At 69.9% G+C, this 25,898-nt stretch carries 23 protein-coding genes; 13 read left to right on the top strand and 10 right to left on the bottom strand.

From position 1 onward, the window contains the following. Window positions 1-240: 240 nt before the first annotated feature. Window positions 241-1,176 carry a LysR family transcriptional regulator gene (locus ACQPYK_RS00130; protein ID WP_433248219.1) on the bottom strand — a complete coding sequence of 312 codons (936 nt, stop codon included), beginning with the start codon at window positions 1,174-1,176 and terminating at the stop codon, window positions 241-243. Window positions 1,177-1,308: 132 nt separating this feature from the next. Here ACQPYK_RS00130 and ACQPYK_RS00135 point away from each other — a divergent pair, with 132 nt between their 5' ends. Then, window positions 1,309-2,565, top strand: a complete 1,257-nt coding sequence (locus ACQPYK_RS00135) for an MFS transporter (protein WP_433248222.1) — start codon at window positions 1,309-1,311, stop codon at window positions 2,563-2,565. Further along, complete coding sequence (locus ACQPYK_RS00140) at window positions 2,562-3,167, top strand: cysteine hydrolase family protein (protein ID WP_433248225.1); 606 nt, start codon at window positions 2,562-2,564, stop codon at window positions 3,165-3,167. Before ACQPYK_RS00135 ends, ACQPYK_RS00140 begins: the two co-directional genes overlap by 4 nt. 43 nt (window positions 3,168-3,210) lie before the next feature. Here the strand turns inward: ACQPYK_RS00140 and ACQPYK_RS00145 are convergent, their stop codons facing one another. From ACQPYK_RS00145 to ACQPYK_RS00160, 4 genes are all read right to left on the bottom strand, one after another. After that, window positions 3,211-3,870 (bottom strand): response regulator, encoded by a 660-nt coding sequence (locus ACQPYK_RS00145; RefSeq protein ID WP_433248228.1) that lies wholly within the window; start codon window positions 3,868-3,870, stop codon window positions 3,211-3,213. Further along, entirely contained in the window at window positions 3,867-4,862 is a 996-nt protein-coding gene (locus tag ACQPYK_RS00150) for a sensor histidine kinase (RefSeq protein WP_433248231.1), read from the bottom strand. Before ACQPYK_RS00150 ends, ACQPYK_RS00145 begins: the two co-directional genes overlap by 4 nt. Window positions 4,863-5,222: 360 nt before the next feature. Next, on the bottom strand, window positions 5,223-5,636 hold the full coding sequence (locus ACQPYK_RS00155) for an STAS domain-containing protein (RefSeq protein ID WP_433248234.1): 414 nt from the start codon (window positions 5,634-5,636) through the stop codon (window positions 5,223-5,225). Window positions 5,637-5,837: 201 nt separating this feature from the next. Then, entirely contained in the window at window positions 5,838-6,188 is a 351-nt protein-coding gene (locus ACQPYK_RS00160) for a hypothetical protein (protein ID WP_433248237.1), read from the bottom strand. Window positions 6,189-6,716: 528 nt separating this feature from the next. On the opposite strand from ACQPYK_RS00160, the gene ACQPYK_RS00165 reads away from it, so the two are divergent. The 6 genes from ACQPYK_RS00165 to ACQPYK_RS00190 all read left to right on the top strand — a co-directional run bounded on the left by ACQPYK_RS00165 (window position 6,717) and on the right by ACQPYK_RS00190 (window position 11,648). Next, entirely contained in the window at window positions 6,717-7,115 is a 399-nt protein-coding gene (locus ACQPYK_RS00165; protein WP_433248240.1) for a spore-associated protein A, read from the top strand. 402 nt (window positions 7,116-7,517) lie between these two features. Further along, window positions 7,518-8,297 carry a MerR family transcriptional regulator gene (locus ACQPYK_RS00170; RefSeq protein WP_433248243.1) on the top strand — a complete coding sequence of 260 codons (780 nt, stop codon included), beginning with the start codon at window positions 7,518-7,520 and terminating at the stop codon, window positions 8,295-8,297. Then, window positions 8,294-8,833, top strand: coding sequence for a GyrI-like domain-containing protein (locus ACQPYK_RS00175; protein WP_433248246.1), 540 nt, complete (start codon window positions 8,294-8,296; stop codon window positions 8,831-8,833). The genes ACQPYK_RS00170 and ACQPYK_RS00175 overlap by 4 nt, the downstream gene beginning before the upstream one ends. 182 nt (window positions 8,834-9,015) lie before the next feature. Next, window positions 9,016-9,672, top strand: coding sequence for a hypothetical protein (locus ACQPYK_RS00180; RefSeq protein ID WP_433248249.1), 657 nt, complete (start codon window positions 9,016-9,018; stop codon window positions 9,670-9,672). A 342-nt stretch (window positions 9,673-10,014) separates the two neighbouring features. After that, window positions 10,015-10,608 (top strand): RNA polymerase sigma factor, encoded by a 594-nt coding sequence (locus ACQPYK_RS00185; protein ID WP_433248252.1) that lies wholly within the window; start codon window positions 10,015-10,017, stop codon window positions 10,606-10,608. Beyond that, window positions 10,605-11,648 (top strand): CU044_5270 family protein, encoded by a 1,044-nt coding sequence (locus ACQPYK_RS00190; RefSeq protein ID WP_433248254.1) that lies wholly within the window; start codon window positions 10,605-10,607, stop codon window positions 11,646-11,648. The genes ACQPYK_RS00185 and ACQPYK_RS00190 overlap by 4 nt, the downstream gene beginning before the upstream one ends. Window positions 11,649-11,856: 208 nt before the next feature. Here ACQPYK_RS00190 and ACQPYK_RS00195 read toward each other — a convergent pair whose 3' ends face one another. Genes ACQPYK_RS00195 through ACQPYK_RS00205 form a run of 3 tightly spaced genes read right to left on the bottom strand, consistent with a single transcriptional unit; the run spans window position 11,857 to window position 14,574 of the window. Beyond that, complete coding sequence (locus tag ACQPYK_RS00195) at window positions 11,857-12,270, bottom strand: MarR family winged helix-turn-helix transcriptional regulator (protein WP_433248257.1); 414 nt, start codon at window positions 12,268-12,270, stop codon at window positions 11,857-11,859. 17 nt (window positions 12,271-12,287) lie between these two features. Next, on the bottom strand, window positions 12,288-13,688 hold the full coding sequence (locus tag ACQPYK_RS00200; protein ID WP_433248260.1) for an MFS transporter: 1,401 nt from the start codon (window positions 13,686-13,688) through the stop codon (window positions 12,288-12,290). 43 nt (window positions 13,689-13,731) lie between these two features. Beyond that, window positions 13,732-14,574: an NAD(P)H-binding protein gene (locus ACQPYK_RS00205; RefSeq protein ID WP_433248263.1), complete on the bottom strand. Its 843-nt coding sequence runs from the start codon at window positions 14,572-14,574 to the stop codon at window positions 13,732-13,734. A gap of 100 nt (window positions 14,575-14,674) precedes the next feature. On the opposite strand from ACQPYK_RS00205, the gene ACQPYK_RS00210 reads away from it, so the two are divergent. Beyond that, on the top strand, window positions 14,675-15,175 hold the full coding sequence (locus ACQPYK_RS00210; RefSeq protein ID WP_433248266.1) for a MarR family winged helix-turn-helix transcriptional regulator: 501 nt from the start codon (window positions 14,675-14,677) through the stop codon (window positions 15,173-15,175). A gap of 112 nt (window positions 15,176-15,287) precedes the next feature. Here ACQPYK_RS00210 and ACQPYK_RS00215 read toward each other — a convergent pair whose 3' ends face one another. Continuing rightward, on the bottom strand, window positions 15,288-15,842 hold the full coding sequence (locus ACQPYK_RS00215) for a TetR/AcrR family transcriptional regulator (protein ID WP_433248269.1): 555 nt from the start codon (window positions 15,840-15,842) through the stop codon (window positions 15,288-15,290). 112 nt (window positions 15,843-15,954) lie between these two features. Between ACQPYK_RS00215 and ACQPYK_RS00220 the strand changes: the two genes are divergently transcribed. From ACQPYK_RS00220 to ACQPYK_RS00235, 4 genes are all read left to right on the top strand, one after another. Then, window positions 15,955-16,215 (top strand): hypothetical protein, encoded by a 261-nt coding sequence (locus ACQPYK_RS00220; RefSeq protein WP_433248272.1) that lies wholly within the window; start codon window positions 15,955-15,957, stop codon window positions 16,213-16,215. Window positions 16,216-16,906: 691 nt separating this feature from the next. Continuing rightward, window positions 16,907-20,302: a M28 family peptidase gene (locus tag ACQPYK_RS00225; RefSeq protein ID WP_433248275.1), complete on the top strand. Its 3,396-nt coding sequence runs from the start codon at window positions 16,907-16,909 to the stop codon at window positions 20,300-20,302. 152 nt (window positions 20,303-20,454) lie between these two features. Continuing rightward, window positions 20,455-21,057 (top strand): TetR family transcriptional regulator, encoded by a 603-nt coding sequence (locus tag ACQPYK_RS00230; RefSeq protein WP_433248278.1) that lies wholly within the window; start codon window positions 20,455-20,457, stop codon window positions 21,055-21,057. Window positions 21,058-21,186: 129 nt separating this feature from the next. After that, window positions 21,187-22,695 (top strand): FAD-dependent monooxygenase, encoded by a 1,509-nt coding sequence (locus ACQPYK_RS00235; RefSeq protein ID WP_433248281.1) that lies wholly within the window; start codon window positions 21,187-21,189, stop codon window positions 22,693-22,695. A gap of 123 nt (window positions 22,696-22,818) precedes the next feature. Here the strand turns inward: ACQPYK_RS00235 and ACQPYK_RS00240 are convergent, their stop codons facing one another. After that, entirely contained in the window at window positions 22,819-25,644 is a 2,826-nt protein-coding gene (locus ACQPYK_RS00240; protein WP_433248284.1) for a helix-turn-helix transcriptional regulator, read from the bottom strand. Between the last annotated feature and the right edge of the window lie 254 nt (window positions 25,645-25,898).

The raw sequence follows: 25,898 nt of genomic DNA on the forward strand, positions 1-25,898 counted from the left end.
CGCCAGCCACTCCCTCATTGAGTATACTGGATATCCTCAATCAAATCGATGATCTTCCACCCATCGCGCGTCCCTGAACCAGCGATGCGGTCGGCGGCCAGACGTGGCGCAGGCCGGGAAGCTCGCTACGGCGTCCAACCGCGCCCAGCCCAAGAAGAACTTCGCCGCGTGTCGACGGCCATGCCTGCCCCGAGCCACCGTCCGTCGATCCGGCCACGATGATCGCAGACGCGGCGGCGTTCAGTGCGGAATCACCCAGCCCGGCGCCCAGGTCCCGGCGGCGGCGTGGCCGGCCGCTGTGGCGGCGAGGTGGGCGCGGAGGGCGGCCAGCGCTGGGTGAGGGTTGTCGCGGCGCCACAGGAGCGAGTGCGGGTAGACGGGCGTCGGGTCGATCACCGGGATGCGGCGCAGGCCGTGGTCGGCGGGCCAGACCAGGCGGGTCTGCTCGCCCATGAAAGTGGCCAGGGCCGGGGTGTCGGCAATGGTGTCGAGGAGCGCGTCGGAGCCGAAGTTGGGGCCGGTCGCCTCGATGGTGAGGCCGAACTCGGCGACGAGATCGTCGTAGTAGGCGGCCCACTCGGTACCGGGGACGATGCCGGGCATCCAGATCCGGTGCCCGGCGAGCTGAGCGACGGTCACCGACCGGGCGCCGGCCAGCGCGTGGGCGGGCCCGGTGAGGAGCTGGAGCGCCTCGTCGAGCACCCGGACGGACTCGATGTCCTCGGGAAGGGGCCGGCCGGGTACGGCGACGGCGCGGAAGGACGCGTCGATCGCACCGGACCGAATGGCGGCGACGGCCGTCTCGACATCGAACAGCATCACCACGTCGAGCTCGATCTCGGGGTGCGCGCGGTGGAAGCCGCGCATCAGGCCCGAGGCCGCGCTGCGTGAGGCGATCACATCGACGCGCAGCGGACGGCTGCCGGGGAGCACGGACGCGACTGCGCGCTCGGCGACGCGCAGCAGCTCGCGCGCGTGGGGCAGGAACGCCTGCCCGTCGATGGTGAGCCGGGCCCCGCGCGCAGTGCGGGTGAACAGCCGCACGGCGAGGTCCTTCTCCAGCCCGGCGATGCGCTTGGAGACGGCCTGCTGGGTGATCGACAGATCTGAGGCGGCGTCCTGGAACTGGCCGGTGTCTACGACGGCGACGAACGTGCGCACAGCATCGAGATCCACACCAAACGACCTTAGTGTACAACTCACAGTTGTTCACCTTCGGCCAGCCGGTTGTTTGACATGCCTACTAGCTACGCATTTTGATCTCTCAAATCAACGAATGGTTGTTTCCTGGAGATGGCGGGGTGCGCGTTGGGAAGGTCGCTGGGGCGGCAGTTCAGGTGGTTCTGGGCCGCATACGCGGTCAGCACGTTCGGCACACGGCTCGCGTTCGACGCGTTCGCCCTGATCGCGATTCTCGCTCTGGACGCGGGGCCTACCGAGGTGTCGGTTCTGGCCGCCGCGGGGCTCGCGGTCGGGGCGGTGGTCGCGGTGCCGCTCGGGCCGTGGGTGGAGTTCCGGCGCAAACGGCCGGTGATGATCGCGATGGACCTGATCCGGTTCGCGGCGCTGATGAGCGTTCCCGCCGCCTACGTGCTCGGCTGGCTGAGCTTCGCTCAGCTCCTGGTCGTGGCGGTCGTCGTCGGCGCGGCCGACATCGCCTTCACCGCTGCGAGCGGAGCATGTCTGAAGGCGCTCGTCCGGTCCGAGGACCTGCTCGTTGCGAACGGGCGGTTCGAGGCCACGACCTGGACCGCCACCGCGCTCGGGCCGCCGCTCGGTACCGCCGCGATCGGGCTGGTGGGCCCGGTGACGAGCATGGCGGCCAACGCGGTCAGCTTCCTCCTCTCGGCCGCGGGGATCCGCGCCATCGGCGGGCGGGAGCCACGTCCCGCGCGAACCGCCACACCGCCCCGGCCTGGAGCCGGCGACCTGCTGGAGGGATGGCGGTACATCCTCGCCAGTCCGGCGCTGCGCCCGTTGTTCTTCAACACCGTCCTGGTCAGCGGCCTGATCATGGCAGCCTCACCGTTGCTCGCCGTCCTCATGCTCGGCGATCTCGGGTTCGCACCCTGGCAGTACGGCCTCGCCTTCGGCGTCCCCTGCATCGGCGGCCTCATCGGCTCGCGACTGGCCCGCCCGCTCCTCGCACGGTTCGGACAGCACAAGGTCATGCTCACCGCCGGGACGCTGCGCGCGTGCTGGTCACTCGGATTGGCCTTCATCAGCCCGGGCCCCACCGGGCTCTTCCTCGTCATCGCCGTCGAACTCGGGCTGATCACCTGCATGGGCGTGTTCAACCCGGTATTCGCCACCTACCGGCTCGAACGGCTCCCGCCGGACCGGGTCGCCCGCACGCTGGCTGCCTGGTCGATCACCAGTAAAGCCACCATCGCGGCCATGACCGGCGTGTGGGGCCTGCTGGCCGGCCTCACCAGTCCCCGCACCGCGATCGCGATCGCCGGTCTCCTCCTCCTGGCGACCTCGCTCCTCCTCCCTCGACACGACCGCACGCCCCAACTCAAGAACGCCGACCAGGCGCCACCGGAAAGGCAAGCACTCGCATGAGCACCGCCTCCGCGCTCGACCCCGCACACACCGCCCTGCTCGTCATGGACTATCAGCCCGCGATCCTCGCGCTGCTACCTGAAAGCGACGGTGAAGCCCTGCTGGGACGCATGGAAAAGGTAATCGCCGACGTTCGCGCCAAGGGCGGCACCGTCGCCTATGTCCGAGTCGGCTTCACCGAGGCCGACTGGGCTGCGATCCCGCTCACCAACAGGTCTTTCGCACCGATCGCCCAGTACCGTCTCATGCACCACGCAGACCTTGACACCGCTATCCACGAACGTCTCGCTCCCCAGGACGGAGACATCGTCGTGCGTAAGATCCGTTACGGAGGCCTGTCCACCACCGACCTCGATCAGCGGCTGCGCGAACACGGCATCACCACTCTGATCATCGCGGGCATCAGTACCAGCGGCGTCGTCCTGTCCACCGTCCTCGACGCGGCCGACCGCGACTACCAGCTCTACGTCCTGGCCGACGGCGTCGCCGACCCCGACCCCGAAGCGCACGACGTCCTGCTCCATCAGGTCTTTCCCTCACGGGCCCATATCCTCGAAACCGCCGAGTTGCACGCCCTCCTCGACCAGGGCCCACGCGCATAGGATCACGCTGGCCGCGTCCCCGTTCATCAGGGGCCGGCGAATGTCAGGTGCGCGGGGCGACCAAGCCCGACTCGTAGGCGTGGATGACGGCCTGGGTGTGGTCGCGCAGGCCCAGTTTGGCCAGCAGCCGGGCCACGTGGGTCTTTACGGTGTGCTCGGTGACCACGAGATCGGCCGCGATCTCGGCGTTGGACAGCCCCCTGGCCACCAGCCGCAGCACCTCCGTCTCGCGTGGCGTCAGCGGGCTGCCCGCGGGGGCGGGCCGTCGCTGCCGGGCGAACTCGGCGATCAGCCGCCCGGTCACCTTCGGGGCGAGCAGTGCGTCGCCGCGTGCCACCGTCCGCACCGCGTCGGCAAGGTCGTTCGCCCGGACGTCCTTGAGCAGGAACCCGCTCGCCCCCGCGGAGAGCGCGTCGTACACGTAGTCGTCCAGATCGAACGTGGTGATCATGATGACCCTGGTGGTCTCCGTCTCCAGGATCCGGCGGGCCGCCTCGATGCCGTCCATCTCCGGCATCCGGATGTCCAGCAGGGCGACGTCCGGACGGGTCTCCCGGGCCAGCCGTACGGCCCGCGCGCCGTCGGGGGCGGTGCCCACGACGGTGAGGTCGGGCTGCGCCCCGAGCACCGCGGCGAACCCCCGCAGCACGATCGGCTGGTCGTCGGCGACCATCACCCGGATCCGGTCGTCGGGGGAGGTCATTCCAGGGGGAGGCCCGCCTGGATGAGGAAGCCGCCGGCGGGGCCGGGGCCGGCCTCGAACCAGCCGCCCAGGGCCAGGGCGCGCTCGCGCATGCCGACCAGGCCGTGCCCGTCGGAGGGGGCTCCGGAGGGGCCGGGGCCGTCGTCGGTGATCCGCAGTACCAGCAGGGAAGGACGGTAGGCGAGCTCGATCGAGACACGAGCACCCGGCGCGTGGACGCGGGCATTCGTCAGCGCCTCCTGAACGATCCGGTAGGCCGAGACGTCCACGGCCTGCGGCATAGGCACCTGCTCGCCGATCACATCCAGGTCCACCTGGCCGTTGTGCTGCTCGATGAGCTCGTGGAGCCGCGCCAGCCCCGGTTGCGGCGCGGTCTCCGCCACGGCCGGGATGTCGGCGCGGAGCACGCCGAGCAGGAGTCGCATCTCGGTGAGCGTGGTGCGGGCACTCACCGCGATCTCGACGAACTCCTGCCGGGCGCAGTCGTCGACCTTGGGAAGCGTGTAGGGGGCGGTCTCGGCCTGGACGGCGATCATCGAGATCGAGTGTGCCACGATGTCGTGCATCTCCCGCGCGATCCTGTTCCTCTCCGCCATCGCCGCTTGCTTCTTGAGGGTTTCCAGGTTGTCCGCGCGCGCCGTTTCGATCTCCGTACGGCTCCGGCGCAGGTCCGCGCCCAAGGTGCTCAAAGCGATCACGGCGAGGGCGATGAACAGCAGACCCTCGCCGTCGTATCGGCCCAGGGTCCGATCGAAGAGGATGGCGAAGGCCGCGGCGACGGCCGCCGTGAGCCACGCCCCCTTGCGGCTGAGCTGACGGAGGACCGTGTAGAAGGAGAGCATGCCCGAGGCGATCACGGCAAGCGGGAGGTCGGGCAGATCCAGGAAGATCAGTGAGCCGGCGCTGAGCACCGTCGCGCCGACACCGACCAAAGTCAGGACGACGGCGAGCCATGGCTGATGGCGGCGGACCGCTTGTGGCGCGGTAGCCATCGGGGCCGCCAGCAAGACGACGAGGTCCGACCCACCGTGCAGTGGCGACCACCTTCCGAACCGAAGATCTCCAGCAACGCGACGACACAGAGCGCTGCGCCGATGGTCACGTCCGCGAGCGGTGACTCGATGAAACGGAGCAGGGAAACCGGTTTGAACCGGTGGTTGACGTTCACGGGAGAAGCTTTCTCGACCGATGGACCGGTGTCGTCACTCCTGGGAGCGATCTCGGGCCTGCCCTGGCTCGTGTGGCAGAGGCCGGGGAATGGCATGTTGTCGGACCAGACGATCTGCGCCCGAAGCACACACGATCCGTGAGGCGCCCGCGCGCCGCCGACGACACCTTTCCAACTCCTCCTACTACGACGCTGGGTTGTGCGGCTCGGCGCTGTGGTCGGCGGATCGGCCGGCGGCCGCGCGTAACGCCTCGGTGACGTCGGGGTAGATGGCGAAGGCATCGCGCAGGCCGGTCAGGGCCAGCAGCCGAACCAGCATGCCGGTGATCCCCGCGAGCATCAGCCGGGCACCACGTTCCCGGCTACGACGCAAGGTCGCGATCAGCACGGCCAGGCCGGTGGAGTCACAGAAGGTCACCTCACTCAGGTCCATGATGAGGACGGCGACGTCGGGCAGCGCCCAGATACGTTCCAGCTGCGCGCGCAGGATCGGCGTCGAGGCCAGGTCGAGTTCTCCGGCAGGGCGCACGATGATCGCGTCGTCGTGCAGACCGGCCGAGACGGCGAAAGCCGGATCACGATCGGTGGCGGAAGTCATGCTCGGCTCCTTGCGCCTGCGGGAGTCAGGGCAGGCAGGCGTCTCCTGCCACGAATACGGCCTTTCTAACGGCTGCCCGCAAAGGGCGTGGTCAGCGGCATCTGCGGCCGGAGCGGTGAAGGCGGTCACGGGGCCCGAGAAGCGCAGGGTCCCGTGACCGCAGACCATGCCCGCACGACTTCGTGGTGGCGTACGGCACGGTCATCGCGCAGACGTGTCGGGTGTAGCCGGTCGGCCGGTGATGAGCGCCTCGCCGATGCCGGCATCGTAGGTAGCGTGGTAGCCGGCCTGGATCACCACGCTCATCGCGGCCAGGTGGACCGCCGTGCGGATACCGCGGTACCGGCCGGCCATGTTCGAGATCGAGGCGTCGGCGAAGAAGGTCGGGTTCCAGGCCAGCGCCACGCCCCGGCCGGGGTCGTAGCGAACCTGCATGTCATAGGGCACAGTGCAGGACGAAGAGGCGGTATTGAACCCGGCGCGGTCCAGCAGGGCGCATATCTTCATCACAAGGTCGCCACTATCAGGGCCGTCGGGGTCACGGACGTCCACGGCCCTCACCTTAATCAAACTCCGGCCCCGCCATGCCGAGCTTCGCGGCCCCTTCGGGGTCCTTCGGATTGCGCCGGCCGTCTCCGCTCCCGCACGTGGTGCACCGGGTCGCCGTCGGGGGCGGGGGAGGAACGGGCCAGGAATCCGCCGGGTGACCCCTGGCAGGCGTGGCGACGCCGTCCCTCCAGATCCCACGCCGCCACGCCTGGTCTATCGGGCTTGTCCGGACAGCAGCGCCGCCCAGATCACCCCCAGCCTCACTGATCGAGTGGGGGGTTCGGGGTGGACATAGACGGTCTCCGTAGTGGCCGGAGACCCAGCTGTCAACGATGTCTGCCAGTTTTAGACCAGCAGGATCCAGGGTCTCAGGTGTCCAGTCCTCAGTCTCAGGTGTCCAGTCCTCAAGGGGAACGCCCGGAGGCTCGGCGCCGAATGGTCCGGCTCACCGACCTTGATCAATTAAGGCTTTTCGGATAGCTTGCCGTGACGTAAAGCGACTTGTAAGTGTCCGAAATCAGGAGGTCGTCAATGAAGCTGTCCAAGTTAGCCTTGGCCGGGATGCTCGCCGCGGCGTCGGTCGCCGGATCGATGACCGCTGCCGCGCCAGCGTCCGCCGCGTCGTACGGCGGCGAGTGCGGGGCGGGCTACGCAGTGGTGAACTCGGCGGCGGTCGGCGGCGACGCCACCATGTTCCTCACGTACAACAACGGGTGGAACTGTTTGGTGGTAGTCCGTAACACCCAGGGCAGCGCTACGTTCATGGGGGCATATCTCAAAAAGTCCTCCGTGGAGAGCTTTACCAAGGACGAGGGATACTTCACCCGCTACGCCGGGCCTGTGTATGTCCTCGCGACCGACTCATGCGTGGACTGGAGGGGACGCGTCGACAGCACCGTCGCCTCCAAGTACGGGACGAACTGCGGCTGAGTCCGTCGCCGGTGACCATTGCCCGGCCGGCCGGGACCGGCCTCCAGACCGCATGCCCGGTCGGCGGACAACGTAGGGCCGTGCGGTGACGCGCAGCGACGCCACCTTGATCCAGTCTGAGAGCCATTCGGCAACGGTCCAGCGCTGCCGCCTTTCGGACGTTCCGCTGCCATGCTCACGCTTCAACTGGCGGACCGCCTTGACGATAGAGCGGCTGTAACACTCGGGGGGCACCCGCCAGGCGTTGCCCCCCAAGTGCTACAACCCGCTCTTCCGGGCGAAGCACGGTCCTGGAAGGGCGGGCGAAGCGCCTCTTTGGGTGAGTGACAAACTGCGTGACAACGGCCGAAGACGATCCCGGAGTTGGACTCTCCCCTCGGGGCAGACCCCAAGCTAGAGGGTATGGACGGAGACCTGCTGCCGATCGGGCAGTTCGCCCGGATCAGTCGCCTCAGCATCAAGCAGTTGCGTCGTTACGACGAGCTGGGGCTGCTGGTGCCGGCCCATGTGGACGAGCAGACCGGCTACCGCTACTACCGTTTCGCGCAGGCGCGCGAAGCTCTGTCGATCGGGTTGTTGCGCTCTCTGGACGTGCCGCTGGCGGTCATCGATCAAGTGCTGTCGGGCACGACGGGCGCTCTGGAGAGGGTGCATGACGATCTGGAGGCGGAGCTGGCCCGGCGGCGGCGTACGCTACGGGCACTGGAGCGGGTGATGGCCGAGGGACTCCCGCGGACGCAGGTCAGTCTCGTCACCGAACCGGCGCGCAGAGTCGCGGTGGTCAGAGACAGCGCGATGGGCCCCGAGAATATCGGCCGGGTCACGTCGGCGGCCATCGCCCGGTTGATGTCCAGCACGTCCGGCCTCCATGACAGTCAGCTGATCGGGCTGTTCCCGGTCGACCTGACCGAGCCGATGCCGATCACGATCGCCCTGGTCACCAGCGAGCCGGTGCCGGGGACCGAGCCGGACGTACTCCCGGGCGGTGACTTCGCCTGCGCCACCCACGTCGGCCCCTACGACCAGATCTCGCTCACCGGTCACGCCCTGCTGGGTTGGTGCGCCGAGCACCGCCACCAAATCCGCGGTCCGCTCCGCGAGGTGTACGTGTCCGATCCCGCCACTACTGCACCCGAACAGCTCGTCACCCACCTATTGATCCCTTTGGAGGAGCAGTCATGACCCCGCAGCTGATCGACCATGGCCCTGTCACCTGCCTGAACGTCACCGGGCGCGGCGCGCCCGGCGGACCCGAGCACGTCTCGGCGATCCAGGCCCTCTATACCGTCGCCGCCGTGATGAACGTCCAGGCAGGGCCGTTGGAGGGCCGCTGGTGGGTGGAGGACGAGCGGCCGTACCTGGAGGTATCGCGCGACGAGTGGCGCTGGCATCTGCTGCTGCCGCTGCCCGACCTGCCGGAGCCCGGAACGGCCGACGCCGCCAGGGAGACCGCGCGCGTCTCCGGTGCGGCGGTCGACCGGGTGCAGGTCGTGACCTTCACCGAGGGACGGTGCGTGGAACTGATCCACGAAGGTCCCTACAGCGAAGAGCACGTGTCGCTGAAGGTGATGGACGACTTCATGACCGAACACGGACTTGTACACAATGGCCTGCATCACGAGGTGTATCTGTCGGCCTTCGACGACCCTGCCCCGCGCACCCTTCTCAGGCAGCCGGTAGCTTCCTCTGCGGGGCAGGAGCTCTCAGGTAGCCGGTAGCCCCTTCTGCGGGGCCGGAGCACTGAGGACTTCAATCGGTCGCGTGCCACGATGCTCTTCTCCAGCCGTTCGACCACGTCGAAGAGCAGCGCTGCCGTCTCGTCGTTCATACCGCGACTCCCGCTCTCGAACGTCCATCGCCCGCCATCGAACCACCGCCTGGAGCGGTACGTGATGAAGGCATGAGGCATCGGGTTCTGGCCGTTCTCCTGCTCATCGCCGCCACCCTCGCGATCACTCCCGGTACGGCGTGCGCCTGCTCGTGCGCCCAGCTTGGGCCGAAAGCTCAGGTGGAGGAGTCGGCCGCCGTCTTCACCGGGACGGTGACGGCCGCCCGCCGGGTCGAGGGCGACCCTCTCGGCCCCAGGCCACCGATCGTCTACACCTTCCGCGCCGACCAGGTCTACAAGGGGAGGGCGGACGCCGAATTCCAGGTGGCCACCAACTCGGACGAGGACTCCTGCGGATACCGCTTCGACGTCGGGACCCGGTATCTGGTGTTCGCCTCCGCCGGGGAGTCCGGCCTGTTCGCCACCGATCCGGGCGTCTCCCTGCACACCTCACTGTGCGCCGGAAACCGGATGATCCGTTCGGGCGACGGGCCTCTGCGGCTGACGGACGGCATCCCCGACGCCACGCCACTGACCGCCGGACTGCTCACCGCTCTCGGCCCGGCCGCCCGTCCGACGGCGACCGCCGTTCCCCCTTCCCCTTCGCTTTCACCTGCCGCGTCGCGGGGCGGAGCGGGATCGCTCTGGTTCTATGCGGGTGTGGTGGCGGCGGCCGCCGGTCTCGCCTCGGCGGGCTGGTGGCTTTTCCGGCGGCGCGGCAGGTCGTGATCAGGTGACATGTCCGTGGCTCTCGCCCTTCGGGAACCACACGACCGAGGTCAAGCGATGTGAGCGAAGACCGGGCGGTCGAGGATCTTCTCCAGGGCGCGGAGACGGAACGGGAGACGATCCGTTCTGGGGCACGGTCCGGCCGGCGGGCTGATCAACACCATCCGCCGGGTCGGCGGCGCCATCGGGCTCACCGTCCTCACCGCCGTCTCCATCGGCGGCGGGTAGGGCGGAGACAGGCGGTGACACTCTGCGAGACGGGCGCGATGGGATCGGGCGGGAACAGGGCGCGGCCGGCCTGGCAACAACAGGTGTCCTGATCCAGAGCCGAGAGGCCACAGAATGAGCGAGCCGAGCCGGGCAGAGGTCGATGACGCCTCTTTCATCGAACGGTCCCGGTGCGATCCCGAGGTATTCGCCGAAGTCTTCCGTCGCCACGCCCCGGACATCACGCGCTACGTCACGCGCAGGCTGGGAGATGACGCCGCCGACGACGTGGTGGCCGAGACCTTCCTGGCGGCGTTCCGGCAGCGCGACGGCTATGACCTGTCACGCCGGAACGCGCGGCCGTGGCTGTACGGGATCGCGACCAACCTGATGCGCCGGCACCTGCGGACCGAGGTGCGGCAGCTACGTCTCGTGGAACGCACCGGCGTCGACCCGGTGACGGCATCGTTCACCGAGCGCAGCGACGAGCGGCTCAGCGCCGAGGCCTCCCGCCGGAGCCTGGCGGGTGCGCTGGCAGCGCTGCCCAAGGGGCATCGCGACGCTTTGCTGCTGGTGGCATGGGGCGGACTCAGCTACTCGGAGACCGCTGAGGCGCTGGGCGTACGCCTGGGAACCGTGCAGTCACGCGTCAACCGGGCCCGAAAGAAACTCCGCAAAGAACTCGGCGGGATCAATCCCATGGCCACCGTTAGCGAGGAATCCCTATGAACGAGATGACCCGGCTGGAGCGGTTCCGCTCGGAGATCCCGCAGTCCGACCCGGCCCGCCTGCGCGCACAGGAGGACCGGCTGCTGGCCGCCATCGCCGCTTCAGCGCCCATAGGCGTTGAACGCGCCGTGGGGCGCCGGCGCTTCACACCTCGTATGCGGCTCGGTCTCGCGGTGGGACTGGCCGCCGCGGTGGCGGCCGGGGGCATGACGGTCGCCGTCGGCTCGGAGGCGGGTGATCCCCCGGTCATCCACACGATGCCCGTGGCGGCGGCCGAAGTCCTCAAGCGGGCCGCAGAGAACGTGGACAGGACCCCGGAACTGCACCCCAAGCCCGGACAGTTCCTCGTCTTCGAATCACAGACGATGAACCCCTCCTACGGCGAAGGACGCGACGGACGCCCCGAGCGTTACCTGTCCCGGTCGAAGCGCAAGGTCTGGCTGCCGGTGAAGGGGGACTCGACGGGTGGGGTCATCGAGGCCGAGGAACTGGCGCCCAAGCCGTTCCCCGGCTGGCCCATCCCGCCCGAGGCCCGCGAGACCGTCGGCCGCAGCGGCCCGGAAAAGCTCGCCGACTTCGACCAGCGTGCCGAGTTCCTGCGTAACGACTACGCCTACGTGAGCCGGCTGCCCACCGATCCGGCGAAAATGTACGAACACCTCTACACCCGGCTCGGACACGATCCCCAGGCCGATACCGAGGCCTGGGCGCGTGTCAACGGTCTCCTCTCGGAGGCGTACCTGCCCGCGGCGCAACGCGCCGCGCTGTTCCGCGCGGCGGCGGCCATCCCCGGCGTCGTCTCCGTCGATCATGCCGTGGACGCCGCGGGCCGTACGGGCATCGCCGCGGCGAGGATCGACCCGGTGCTCGGTGAGCGGCACGAGTACATCTTCGACCGCGAGACCTACATGTACCTCGGTGAACGGAGCGTCGTCACCGACGCCGACCGGGCCGAGGCGCCGGTGGGGACCGTGCTGACCTCCTCGGCGCAGCTCAAGGTCTCGGTCGCCGATCACGCCCCCGCGGTGAACGGCCGCTGACCTACGCGGTTCCAGCCCCGGTCCCGGACGCTGGTGATCTCGGTGGCGGCGTGCGGGCTGTCCCCATGGTGGGGACGACGGCCCGCCCGCCGCCGCGATCCGCCGATGGACCACTTCCCCGCAGCTCAGGCGGGTCCTGACGCCCCTGCATGCCCGATCGGGAGGATCGGGTATGCAGGGGCGTCAAGGCAGACGGTGATGTAGGGCGTTACCTGGCTTCGAGGTTGCCGGTCATGCGTTCGAGGACGCTGACGGCCGTCCGGTACTCCTGGAGGGAGATGCCGCGCGTCGACAGGTCGCGGAAGGCGGCGACGCGTTCGGCGACCTCGGTGAGGCGGGCTCTGCCGTCGTCGGTCAGGGTGAGCAGGGTCGGCTCGGGGCGGGAAGCCCAGCCGTCGGCGAGCACGGTGTCGATGGCGGCGGTCAGGGTGGGCGTGTCGGCGTTGGCCGCGAGGACGGTCAGGACGTCGGCGTCGGCGGCCCGCGGGTTGTCCTCGACGACGTTGAGGACCTGCCAGGCGATCCGGGTGAGGCCGAACTCGTCCAGGATGGAGTTCATGTGGTCGGTGAGGGCCTTGTCGGTGCGGTTGAGCCAGTAACCGATGGGCTTGGTGGTGTGCATGATGTCTCCTGAGGCGTTCAGTGGTGCTGAGGCTGCGCGTTGCGCGGCATGAGCCGGACGAGGGCGCAGCAGACAAGGGTGAGGACGGCGACGACCGCCAGGCTCTGCTCCGTACCGTGGGAGGAGTGGAAGTAGACGGTGGTGATGGCCGCGGCGCCGATGCTGTTGGCCAGCTGCTGGACCGCGGAGAGCGAACCGCTGGCGCTGCCGGACTCCTTGGGGTCGATGTCGCCGAGGGTGACCCCGTAGACGGTGCCGAAGCAGGTGCCGAGGCCGAGGCCGCAGACGAACACCGGGGCGATGAGCGCCCAGGCGGGCAGGGCGGCGCCCTGGGTGTGCACCAGGACGAGCAGCGAGACCGTACCGGCCAGGACCAGGGCCAGGCCGATCAGGACGAGGGTGCGTCCAAGGCGGGCGAGAAGGTTGTGCGCGGCGATCGAGGCGACGATGATGCCGGCCGCGAGGGGCGCGAGGCCCAGGGACGCCTGGCCCGGTGTGCGGTGCAGGACGTCCTGCAGGAAGAGGGACAGGACGAACAGCAGCCCTGAGACCGCGGCGTAGAAGACGAGCCCGAGGATCAGGCCGGAGGTGAAGCCGCGGTTCTTCAGCACCGAGGGCTCGATGAGCGGGCTGGCGGCGTTGCGCTGGCGCAGGCAGAAGAGGCCGAAGAAGACGGTGCCCACGGCCAGGGCCAGGATCGGAACGGCCGTCCAGCCGTGGCTGGAGCCGTCGATCAGCCCGTAGAGCAGGCCGAGCATCGTGGCGGCGAGGAGACCGGAGCCGAGGCCGTCGACGGTGACCGTACGGTCGCCCGCGTCGCGGGGCAGGATCCGGGCGGCCAGGCCGATCGCGAGGCCGCCGAGCACGATGTTGATCAGGAACATGGGGCGCCAGCCGAGGCCGAACAGGTCGGCCTGGATGAGGAACCCGGCCAGGACCGGACCGCCGATCGCGGACAGGCCCAGGGCGGGGACGAACACGCCGAACGCCTTGCCGATCTCGTCGCGTGGGAACACCGCGCCGAGGATGCCGAACCCCTGGGGGATCAGCAGGGCGCCGAAGGCTCCCTGGAGCAGCCGGAAGACGACGACGGACGCGGGGCCTGTGGCCAGTCCGCAGCCGATGGACATGATCGTGAATCCGGTGATCCCGGCCAGGAACAGGCGGCGGCGGCCGTACTTGTCGCCGAGTCGTCCGCCGACCACCAGCAGGACGCCCATGGCCAGGGCGTAGCTCGCGCCGAGCCATTGGACGAGGGCGTCCCCGCCGCGCAGGTCGGCGGCGATGGTCGGGGCGGCGATGTTGGTGATCGTCGCGTCCAGCAGGTCGAGGATCGCGGCGAACAGGACGACGGCGAGGACGGCCCACCGGCGACGGTCGGAGGTCTGGGGTCCGGCGGAGGCCAGAGTGGTGGTCATGGGATTGCCTAAGGGGGAGGAGACGGGCCGCAGGCCCGTCGGATCAGCGTTGGGTGAAGGCCGCGGCGTTTTCGCGGGCCCACTGCTCGAAGCTGCGGGCGGGCGTGCCGAGGAGGGTCTCGGTGGTGTCGGCGATGGCGGCGGGGCCGGCGGACGCGGCGGCCCACAGGTCGAGCAGTGAGCCGACCATCGGAGCGGGCATGTGGCGGCTCATCTGCTGCTCGGCCTCGGCGCGGGTGATCTTCTCGACGGGGATGTCACGGCCGAGGACGCCGGACAGGACGGCGAGCTGCTCGCGGAAGGTGAGCGACCGCGCGCCGGTGAGGGTGACCTCGCGGCCGGTCAGCGTGTCGCCGGTGAGAGCCTCGACGGCGATGTCGGCGATGTCGTCGGGGTGGATGGGCGCGATGTCGGCGTCGGGGTAGGCGAGCTGGATCGGCAGGTTCTGGCCGATGAAGTAGGCCCAGCCGAGCGCGTTGCTGGCGAAGGCGTCCGGCCGCAGGAACGTGCAGGTGAGCTCGGAGCCGGCCAGCGCGCGCTCGACACGGAGGCTGTGGCCGGCGAGCGGGTCGCTCTCGGCGCCGGGGGCCAGGACCGAGGAGGACGACAACAGGACGACGTGTTCGACGCCGGCGGCCTCGGCGACCTTGATCAGGTCGTGGATGCCGTCCGGTTCGGGATAGAGGAACACCTGGCGGACACCCCGCAGCGCGGCTTCGAAGGTCTCGGGCCGGGCGAGGCCCAGCTCGGCGACCTCGACGCCGGCCGGGACGGTCAGCTCGGCGGGGTTGGCGCTGGCGGCGCGGACGCTGTGGCCGGCGGCGTGCAGGCGGTTGACGATCGCCTGGCCGACCTTGCCGCGGGCGCCGGTGACGAGGATGGTCATGGTGGACTCCGTTCGTTGGCGAGTGCACATGTATGATGACATGCATACGTTTTCAGATCAACACATGTCTTCGGAATGCAACGATTGTAAGATGGAGCCCATGACGACGAAGGAGTTCAGAACGGCCGATGAGCTGCTCGACGCGGTCGGACCGGCGTTCGGGAAACTACGCCGCTCCTCCCTGCTGGAGGTGGAGAATCCCATCCCCGCCAAGGACCTGAGCCGCACCCTGGTCCTCAACATCGTCCTGGAGGCCGAGCGCGACGGCGGGCGCGAGGTGACCGTCGGCGCGGTCGCCGACCACCTCGGGGTGGACCCCTCGGTGGCCAGCCGCATGGTCAGCGACTGCATCTCCGCCGGCTACCTGATCCGTGCCGCCTCCCAGCTGGACGGCCGCCGCACGGTCCTGCATCTCAGTCCCGGCGGCGCCGACCTGATGGCCCGTTTCCGCCGCCACCAGCGCGCGACCTACGAGCAGATCACCGTCGACTGGTCCGAGCGGGACCGTCTGGAGTTCGCCCGCCTCATGCTCAAGTACGTCGACTCCCAGGACGGCCTGCGTCATCGGGCCACGCCCAAAGAAAAGGCCCCGGGTTCCTGAGCATGACGCTCCCGCCGTGTGGGCCGGCGAGCCCGCCGGCCACGCGTCAGCCGTCGTGATCAGCGCTCCGCACCCCCTCGCGGCCTGACCGGTCGGAGCGGCCGGAGCGGGGTCAGTCCATGAGGAGCGTGGCGGCGACGGACCTGGCCCGGTGGGCCGCGTCGGGAGTGCGTTCTCGCAGGGCGGTCACCAGGGCCCCGTCGATCAGCAGGGCGAGCTTGCCGGCCAGATCCCGGTGCGCCGCGTGGCCCGCCTCGGCCAGGAGTCGGTCCAGGTAGGCGATGACCCGGCGCTTGTGCTCGGCGGCGGCCTGGAAGGCCGGGCTGCCGGGGTCGGCCGTTTCGGCCATGGTGTTGATGAAGGCGCACCCCCGGAAGTCCGCGCGGGCGAAGCGCTGGGCCAGGGCGTCGAACACCGCCAGTGGCCGCTCCCGCGGTATCGGTGCGGCCGCGGTCACCGATTCGTCCAGCCAGGCGCGCCAGCGGGCGTCGCGGTCGGTGATGACGGCCACGACCAGCTCGTCCTTGCTCTTGAAGTGCCGGTAGAAGGACGCCCGGCCGACGCCGGACTCCTGCAGGATCCGTTCGATGCCGGTGGCGTGGATGCCTTCGGCGTAGAAGAGCTCTTCGGCCGTCTGGAGCAGACGCTCACGCGCTTTGGTCGCCATACACATCGATGGTACCGGACGGTACCAAAGTTGCTGGTGAGGGAATACGGAACCGAGTAGTACCGTTTCGACAGACGGTACCGAATGGTACCGAATGGCCGAGGAGGACACCATGGCAACCCTGCAGGTACGGCGACCGGCACTGACCGTCAGCGAGCGAACGGTGGCCACCACTGTCGTCAGGGCGCTGGTCCGCAACGGCGCGGTCGTCCGCGCCGTGCTGCTGGCCGTCGCCGCGCTGACCTTGCTCGCGGCTCACCTGCCCATGATGATTCCCGTCGCGGTGACCCTGTACGTGGTGGCCAACGCGGCGGCCCTGACCACCGCCACCGTCAAGGCGGAGCGGAACAGGGCTCGCGCCGCCGGTCGCTGATCCCCGGGCTGTGCCGTGGTCGCGCGTCGGAGTCAACTGTTTTCGCGCCCTGCCTCTTTTCCTTGCATGTCATTCTTCGTAAATCGCCATTGAGACGTTTTTCCGTATATATACGGATATTGGTACGGATGTTCAGCGTTCAGTCATCGCTCTAGCGTCACGGCACAGACCGGTTCGCATTCGCCGCTCATCGCGGGAGATGAAGGCTCCTTTCGGAGCGGACACGCGCGGGATGCGAACCGGGCGCGGTCGGCGGCCTGGAAAATCCTCACCGTGGTCGCGGAGCGAAGAGCAAGCAGAGCGAAGAGCAAGCAGAGCGAAGAGCAAGCAGAGCGAAGAGCAAGGAGCGCAATGAAGCGACGTCCCTCTTTCCCTCCCTAATCGCCCTCTCCCTCTCCGGCCGCCCCTCCCGACGGCGGTCGTGATCGAAACAGCGGATCGGCCGCGAGCGGCCGGTCGCCGTTAACCCACTTTCGTCCCGGCTGAAAAAGGCTCTGTCGAGCAGGTGGCCGAGGGCGCTCCCACCATGGGAACCATTTCCGCCGGACGGAAAAGCCGCCTTTGTCGACCCATTTGCCGAGCCGCCCGGTGTGATTCCGCCATGCATTTCTTCCGTCACCCCCCAACTCCCGTTGTGCCCGCCGGGCGACCCTCGGCCGGACGCGGCGTGGAGACCACGAAAGGAACACATGTGAGACGCAGAGCTGTACTCGCGGCGGCCGTAGGCCTGGCCGTCGTGACCGCGGTGGCGCCTGCCTCACCCGCGATCGCGAAGCCTCCTCCCGGGAGCGCGGGTTACGACAAATCCCCCACAGACCCGTCCGCGCTCGTCGCGGCCGCGGCCGACCAGGCCGTTGCGAGCGGTCTGGACAAGCTGCAGAAGGGCTCGGACGAGACGTACCGGCGTACCGCTGTCGCCGCGGGCGCGGGCGGCATGTACTACGTCGCCTACGAGCGCACCTACAAGGGGCTGCCCGTGGTGGGCGGTGACGCGGTCGTGGTCACCGACTCCGCCGGAAACGTGCGCGACACCGCGGCGGCGTCCGGCGCCACCCGGAACGTGCCGACCTCGCCGACGGTGACCGCCGACGACGCCCGCGCGAAGGCGAAGACCCGGCTGTCGCGGGCCGACGACAGCGCGGACCCGCGCCTGGTGGTCCTGGCCTGGGGAGGCAAGTCGCGTCTCGCCTGGGAGGCGCTGGTCTCCGGCATCTCCGACGGCAAGCCGAGCAAGCAGCACGTGTTCGTCGACGCGCGCACCGGGAAGATCGTCGACTCCTACGACGAGGTGCGGGCGGGCACCGGGAACGGCTACTACTACGGCCAGGTCACCATCAGCACGAGCGGCTCCGGCAGCTCGTACTCGATGACCGACACGACCCGTAACGGCATCCGCTGCGGTGGGCAGAACGGCTCCGCCTACACCGGCACCGACGACGCATGGGGAAACGGCTCCGGGACGAACCTGGAGACCGCGTGTGTGGACGCGCTGTACTCGGTCCAGAAGGAATGGGACATGCTGCGCGACTGGCTCGGTCGCAACGGCATCAACGGCAACGGCGGCGGCTTCCCGGCCAAGGTCGGGCTCAACGACGTCAACGCCTACTGGGACGGTAGCACCACCAACTTCGGCCACTCGCAGGACAACCAGCGCCAGGCCACGAACATCGACGTGGTGGGCCACGAGTTCGGCCACGCCGTCTTCCAGACCACGCCCGGCGGCGCCGGCTCCGGCAACGAGAACGGCGGCATGAACGAAGCCGTCGGCGACGTCTTCGGCGCCCTCACCGAGGCCTACGCCAACAACCCCAACGACCCGCCGGACTACGAGGTCGGCGAGGAGGTGGACCTCGTCGGCGACGGCCCGATCCGGTACATGTACGAGCCGTCCCGAGTGGGCGACCCCAACTGCTGGTCCACCTCGATCCCGAGCACCGAGGTGCACGCCGCGGCCGGCCCGTTCAACCACTGGTTCTACCTGCTGGCCGAGGGCTCCTCGCCGGGCGGCGGCAAGCCGAACAGCCCGATCTGCAGCGGCGGCCCCTCCTCGGTGACCGGCATCGGCATCCAGAAGGCCGGCAAGATCTTCATGGGCGCGCTGCAGCGTAAGACCTCGACCTGGAAGTACGCCAACGCCAGGTCGGCGTCACTGGCGGCGGCCGTGGAGCTGTACGGCGCGAGCAGCCCCGAGTGCGCCACCACCAAGGCGGCCTGGAACGCGGTCAGCGTCCCGGTGCAGTCCGGCGAGCCGACCTGCGCCGCGACGGGCAACGACTTCTCCGTGTCGCTGAACCCCGCCGCCGGCTCGGTACAGCCCGGCCAGCAGACCACCTCGACCGTCGGAACGCAGACCACCTCGGGCAGCGCGCAGACGGTCAACCTCACCGCTTCCGGCCTGCCGGCGGGCGCCACCGCGAGCTTCAACCCGGCGTCGGTGACCTCGGGCGGTTCCTCCACCCTGACCATCAGCACCGCCGGGTCGACGCCGGCCGGGACGTACACCGTCACGGTCACCGGCACCGGCACGTCCGGCACGCACACGGCGGCCTACAGCCTGACGGTCAGCACCGGCCCCACACCGACCGACCCGCCGGACATCAGCCTCGCCAACGTCAAGGCCCACCTTCAGCAACTGCAGACCATCGCCACCGCCAACGGCGGCACCCGCAGGTCCACGGGCCCCGGCTACACCGCGTCGGTGTCCTACATCGAGCAGAAGCTCACCGCCGCCGGCTACACCGTGGTACGGCAACCCTGCACCTCGGGCTGCACCAGCGGGGCCGGACCGAACCTGATCGCCGACTGGCCGGGCGGTGACGCCAACCAGGTCGTCATGGCCGGCGCCCATCTCGACAGCGTCTCGGCCGGTCCGGGCATCAACGACAACGGCTCGGGCTCGTCGGCGCTGCTGGAGGTCGCGCTGACCCTGGCGTCGAAGAACCCGACGATGGCCAAGCACGTGCGGTTCGGCTGGTGGACCGACGAGGAGCAGGGCCTCAACGGTTCCCGGTTCTACGTCAACTCGCTCAGCTCCACCGAGCGAAGCAAGATCACGGTCTACCACAACTACGACATGGTGGGCTCGCCCAACGGCGGCTACTTCATCAACAACATCACCACCGAAGCGGCCAGGCACCTCAAGGCCTTCTACGACGGCCTGAACCTCCAGCCCGAGGAGAACACCGAGGGCGCCAACCGGTCCGACGACGCGTCGTTCCGCAACGCGGGCGTCGCCACCTCCGGCGTCGCGGCCGGCGCCAGTGCGACCAAGACCTCCGCGCAAGCCGCCAAGTGGGGCGGTACGGCGAGCCGTGCGTACGACTCCTGCTACCACCAGTCGTGCGACACCAGCAGCAACATCAACGACACCATCATCGACCGGGCCTCCGACGCCTCGGCGTACGCGATCTGGAAGCTCGCGGTCGGCACCAGCACCAGCCGGGACTTCTCCATCTCCACGAACCCCTCGTCGGGGACGGTCCAGGCCGGTCAGGCGGCGACCTCCACGGTCGCCACCGCCACCACGGCGGGCACCGCGCAGACGGTCGCCCTGTCGGCGTCGGGTCTGCCCAGCGGCGCCACGGCCGGATTCAACCCGGCGTCGGTGACCTCGGGCGGCTCCTCCACGCTGACCATCGCCACCACGGCCACGACGCCCGCCGGCACCTACCAGGTGACGATCACCGGCACCGGCGAGACCACCACCCACACCTCGGTGTACGCGTTGACCGTGCAGGGCACCTCGGGCAACCGCACGTTCCGCAACGACACCGACTACGCCATCGACGACCTCGAAACCATCGAGAGCCCGATCACCTCCACCGCGACCGGTACGGCGAACTCGCCCGTCAAGCTGACCGTCACGATCGATCACACCTGCGCCGAGGACCTTGAGATCTGGCTCCGCGGCCCGAGCGGGAAGTGGTACCTCCTCGACTCCAGCGGCGGTTCCACCTGCACGTCGTACGGCACCCGGACCTACACGGTTCCCGTCACCCAGCAGGCGGCCGGGCAGTGGCTGCTGGAAGTAACCGACAACTACTTCATCGACACCGGCCACCTCGACTGGTGGAGCATCACCGTCTGAGCACGAGTCGGGCCCCGTCCCTGAGGGACAGGCCCAGACGCTGGACACCCCCGGGACCGCCCGACAGCGGTCCCGGGGGTTCGTCGTTGTCCCCGATAAATATGCGTGTCACGAAATATTGCGTGTCACGCATATTTCTGTAGAGTGGTCTCATGGGGTTGAGGGAGCGTAAGAAGGAAGAGCTGCGGGTCGCGCTCAGCTGGGCGGCGATCCGGCTGACCGTCGAGCGAGGCTTCGACAACGTCAAGGTGGAGGACATCGCCGCCGAGGCGGGCGTCTCGCCCCGCACGTTCAACAACTACTTCTCAAGCAAGGCGGAGGCGATCGCCGCGCGGCAGTACGAGCGGGCCGCCCAGATCGCGCAGGAGCTGCGTGCCAGGCCGGACGACGAGCCACTGTGGGAAGCCATCGGCCACGCCGTCAGGGCCCGCTTCGCCCTCGGCATGACCGAAGACGAGGCGCCTTCCGAAGAGGGCTGGAGCACCGGGATCAAGCTGATGCTGCGGCACCCGGCGATCCAAGGGGAGCTCCTGCGGGCCGGCCGGGCCGCGCAGGAGGAACTGGCCGCCGCCGTGGCCGAGCGAACCGGCACCGATCTCGACCGTGATCTCTACCCGCACCTGGTCGCCGGGTCGGTCAACGCCGCCTTGCTGGCGGTGACGGATCTGCTGCTGCGCGCCGACTCGCGGCCCTCGGTCGCCGACCTGCTGCGCGACGCCTTCCACCAGGTCACCGCGGGACTCCCCACACCCTGACCCGACAAGAGAGATCAACCGGCCGCGCGCCGGTCGATCCGTCATGCCGTCAAACACCCGAACAGAAGAGATCAACCGGCCGCGCGCCGGTCGATCCGTCATGCCCTCAAACACCCGAGGAAAGGTGTCATGGTCACAGACGTCGTCATCTCCGGAGCAGGCCCGAACGGTCTGATGCTGGCCTGCGAGCTCAGCCTGGCCGGAGCACACCCGCTGGTCGTGGAACGGCTCCCCGAGCGCACCCTGGAGAACCGGGCCAACGGACTGGTCGGCCAGGTGGTGCGGATGCTCGACCGGCGCGGCCTGTACGAGCGGCTCACCGGAACCACGGACCCGCCCGCGCCGACTCCCGGTTTCGTGTTCGGCGCGATGCCGCTGAACCTGAGCGCGCTCGAGAACAACCCGCTCCACACCCTGCTGGTCCCACAGCGCAGGGTCGAGCAGATGCTGGAGGAGCGGGCGATCGAGCTCGGCGTGGAGATCCGCCGGGGCCAGGAGGTCACCGGCTTCACCCAGCACGAGGACCGCGTCGCCATCGAGGTCTCCGGTACGGCCGGGCCGTACCGGATCGAAGCCCGCTACCTGGTCGGCGCGGACGGCGGGCACAGCATCACGCGCAAGATCGCCCAGATCGCCTTCCCCGGGGTGACCGTCGACCACACGATCTCGCGCACCGCCCACGCCAAGGTGCCCGCCGAGCTCGTCGACCCGGCCGACGGCGGGCTGAACGTCCCCGGATACGGCCCGATCCCGCCGTTGCTGCATCACCGCACCGAGCACGGCATGTTCGTTTACGCGCCACTGCCCTCCAGCCCATGGCCGCTGATCGCGACCACCGAATGGGGCCAGGAGGACGCCGAAGGGCCGCTGACCATCCCTGAGCTGCGAGCCAGCATCCGCCGGGTGCTCGGCGCCGACATCGAGCTCGGCCCGCCCGAGGGGGAAGGGCCGCACCTGCGGCGCAAACTCACCGGCGGCAACACCCGGCTGGCCGAGCGCTTCCGCGACCGGCGCGTGCTCCTGGTCGGGGACGCCGCTCACGTGCACTCCGCGATCGGCGGCCCCGGGCTCAACCTCGGCCTGCAGGACGCGGTCAACCTCGGCTGGAAGCTGGCCGCGGTCATCAGCGGCCGGGCCGAGGAGAGCCTGCTGGACACCTACGAGACCGAGCGCCGCCCGGTCGCCGAGCGAGTGATCATGTCCACACGAGCCCAGGCCGCCCTCATCGCCCCCGGCAGCGAGGTCACCGGGCTGCGCGCGCTCTTCGCCGAACTACTCGCCGACCCGGGTAACCTCCGGCGCATCGCCGATCTCATGTCGGGCAACGACATCGGCTACGCCGCAGGAGACCATCCGCTGGTGGGCCGATGGGCACCCGATCTGATCCTCGACGACGGAGTACGGCTGGCCGAGCTGACCAGGGATGCCAGGCCCCTGCTGATCGACTTTACCGGCGGGCACTGGGGGCGCCCCCAGACGAAGGGGCGCTCCGCCGTACCGTGCACGGCCCTGCTGGTGCGGCCAGACGGGTACGTGGCCTGGGCGACCGACGTGCCACAGCCGGATGAGAAGTCACGCGCATCGCTTGAGGCCGCCCTCGCCCGATGGTCACTGACGTTCACCGTTGCCCAACCCTGACCGCACGATGCGCTCCGACGGCGTGGGCGGGGCGACCTGGCCCTGTAACACGTCGCGGCGCCGGCCCGCTCAGCGCAGCTCGCCATCGGGGCCGCCGTCACCTGGTGAGTTCGCGACCGGTGGTCAGACAGGCGGGGCGATCTCGGTCCGAGACCGTATGCCGAGCTTGCGCAGCACGGTGGCGACGTGGGTTTCGACGGTGCGCGTCGACAGGAACAGCACGTCGGCGATCTCCCGATTGGTCCGGCCGAGTGCGACGAGCCGGGCCACCTCTCTCTCCCGCTGTGACAGCGCGCCGGAGCCGCCCTTGCGGCCACGTGGCAGCTGCACCTCCACCCCGATGTCGCGTAGCGTGCGCCGGCAGCGAGCGGCGTCGTGAGTGGCGCCGAGTGAGGCGAATCGCTCCGCCAGTTCGGCGAAGGCCGAGGCGACGGTGCGGTCGCCGAGGGCGAGTCCGGCCCGAGCCTCGCCCTCGTGCGCCCGCGCCGCCGCGTAGGGCTGGGGCAGTGCGGCGTAGGCCTCACGGGCGCGGGCGAAGAAGCCGGCGGCATCGCCGTGCCGCCGGTCCGTGGCGGCCAGCGCGCCCCGGGCGGCGTCGAGAGCGGCGTGCGCTGCGGGCGCGAGCCGATCCGCGATTCCGTCGGCGAATTCGGCCACCAGCTCGGCCGCCTCGTCCACACGCCCGGCCTGGGCGATCGCGGTGACAGCGGCCGGGACCAGGTGGGCGCCCCAGACCCACACGCCCTTGCGGCGTAGCCGGGCGACCGACCGCTCGGCCTCGGCGACCGCGCTCTCCGAAGCGCCACGGGCGAGATGCAGCTCGATCATCCCGCCCGCGGCGGCTGCCACGATCGGCAGGAAGCGGTCGTCCGGCGCGTCCAGCCCCGCGTCGTGGAGATGTCTGGCCGCCTCTTCCCACTCACCGGTGGCCAGCGCGAGCAGGCCCAGCACCAGCCAGAGATCCACCGCGACCAGTGATGTCTCCGTGGCCGGTTCCGCCAGCGCGGCCGCCCGGGCGCGCAGCCCGTCCCACCGCCCGGTCAGCCACTCCCTGCGGATCGTCGAGACCTTGATGAGATAGGCCGGGTACAGGGCGCCGGTCTCGGCCGCCAGCCGCCGGCCCTCCCGGGCGAACTTCTCGGCCGTGGCGTAGTCGCCCAGCGTGGTCGCCGCGTCATGAAGGTTGCAATACGCTCGGGCGGCTTCTCGCCGGACCGCCGCGGACGGGTCGGCGACCGGCAGCGTGGCGGCGACGGCGAACGCCTCAGGGGAACCGATCGTCATCTCCAGCGAGGCCCGGTTGGCCAGGACCGCCGCCGCCAGTTCCGGGCTGTCGGCGGTCGCGACGAGCGCCTCGGCGCGGACCATCCACTCCTCGTGCGTCGCCAGCGGCTCGGTGCTCCACCCGGGCATCGCGAGGCTGGCCAGGCCGCGGGCGGCCAACCTCGGCCGGTCGTGCAGCTCGGCGACGGCGGCCATGATCTCGGAGCGTCCTGCGGCGTTGTCACCCGCCTGGTTGCACAGGACCATGCCGAGGTTGAGCCGCGCCTCGCCGCGTACGCCGCGGGAGAGGAAGTCCTCCCTCAACAGGTGACGCAGCAGCCGCACCACCCGCTGGTGCGACAGCCCCAGCAGCCCGATCGCCGCCAGACGGCTCAGCAGCAGCACCAGCGGGCCCCGGTCCGGCGCCGGCAGGTCGGGGTCGGCGAGCATGTTCTCCAGCACCTCGACCGCCAGCGCGGTGTCGCCGAGCGCGGCGGCGTGGTTGGCCGCCGCCGTGCCGTGGCGCAGCCAGGCGTCCATGTCCCCCGCCTGCCGGGCGTGGAAGGCGAGCTGGACCAGCGGCGGGGGATCCGTCGCCGTGAGCGCGGTCATCGCGTGCTCGTGCGCCAGCCGCCGGTCCGGGCCGGGGATCGCGTCGTACACGGCCTGCTGGGCCAGGGCGTGGCGGAAGCCGTACCGGCCGCCGGGGTGTTCGTGGAGCACACCGGCGCGCAGCGCCTCGCCCAGCCCGGCGGAGTTCCCGCCGACCGCGGTGATCAACCGCTCGCTCATGGGAAGCCGTAGCACCGCCGCCGCCTGCACGGCGTTCACCGCCGCCGCGGACAGCCCGGCCATCTGCTCGGCCATGGCCTCGCGCAGCAGCAGCGGGACCCCGACGCGGTCCAGCGCGTCGGGCCCCTCCCCGTCGGGCAAGGAGCGGATCACCTCCTCCACCACGAACGGGATGCCCGCCGTGCGTTCGTGCAGCCGCGTGACGAACGTGGGCGACAGGCCGGACCGGTTCAACAGCGCGTCGGCCAGACTTCGCACGCCCGGCACGTCCAGCGGCGTCAGCGGTATCACCACGCTGGTCGTCCCCGGCGGGTGCCGGTAGGCGTGGCCCAACGGCAACCCGGCCGTGCCCCGATCCTCCCGCCGATACGTCGCCACCGTCGTCAGTCCCTCGGGCGGCTGGTCGGTCAGGAAGCGCAGCAGATCCCGGGTCCCGTCATCGGCCCAGTGCAGGTCCTCGATCACGAGCACGGCCGGCCCGACGGCCGCCAGCAGGGCGCGTATCGCGCGGAACACGCGGTGCCGCTCGGCCCGCGGGTCGTCCAGCGGCTCCGGCGACGGTGGCAGCGCGCAGGCCAGCTCGGGAAGGTAGCCGCGGAGCGCGCCGGTGACCGGATTGAGCGCCTCGGTGGCCGGCAGCCGCCCCGCGATCTCCCGCAACGCCTCGAACACCGGCCCGTACGGAAAGGGTTCGCGGATCTGATGGCAGTAGCCGAGAAGGACGGACCTGTCGCCGGATGCGAGACGGCCGAGCGCGGCGCGGACGAGCCGGGTCTTCCCTATGCCCGCCTCTCCCTCCACCAGCGCCACCGCCGGTGGGTGAGTCATCGCGTCGATCAGAACCTGTAGCTCCACGGCGCGTCCGACCAGTACAGGCGAGACCACGCTGCTCATCGGCGGCTCCGAAGGGTTCGGGTTGCGGGACCCCCCACGGACAGTTATTCACCTCCCTCCGTCCAAGGTCAACCTGTGGGCATAACAGGTTTGTAGTAGTTCTGTGTCAAGTTGCGCGTGCTGGACCCGTGCGTGCCGGGCCCGTGCGCTCAGGAAACCGTCGTCCGGGAGCGGAGGAGGCCCGGCGGCGCCGAGTGGCGGAGCGCGAGCGCACCCCGTTCGCTCAAGGGGTGGAGATCGCTCAGCGGTGGAGG

The sequence above is a fragment of the Streptosporangium sp. CA-135522 genome (genome assembly GCF_050949235.1).
GTDB lineage: Bacteria > Actinomycetota > Actinomycetes > Streptosporangiales > Streptosporangiaceae > Streptosporangium.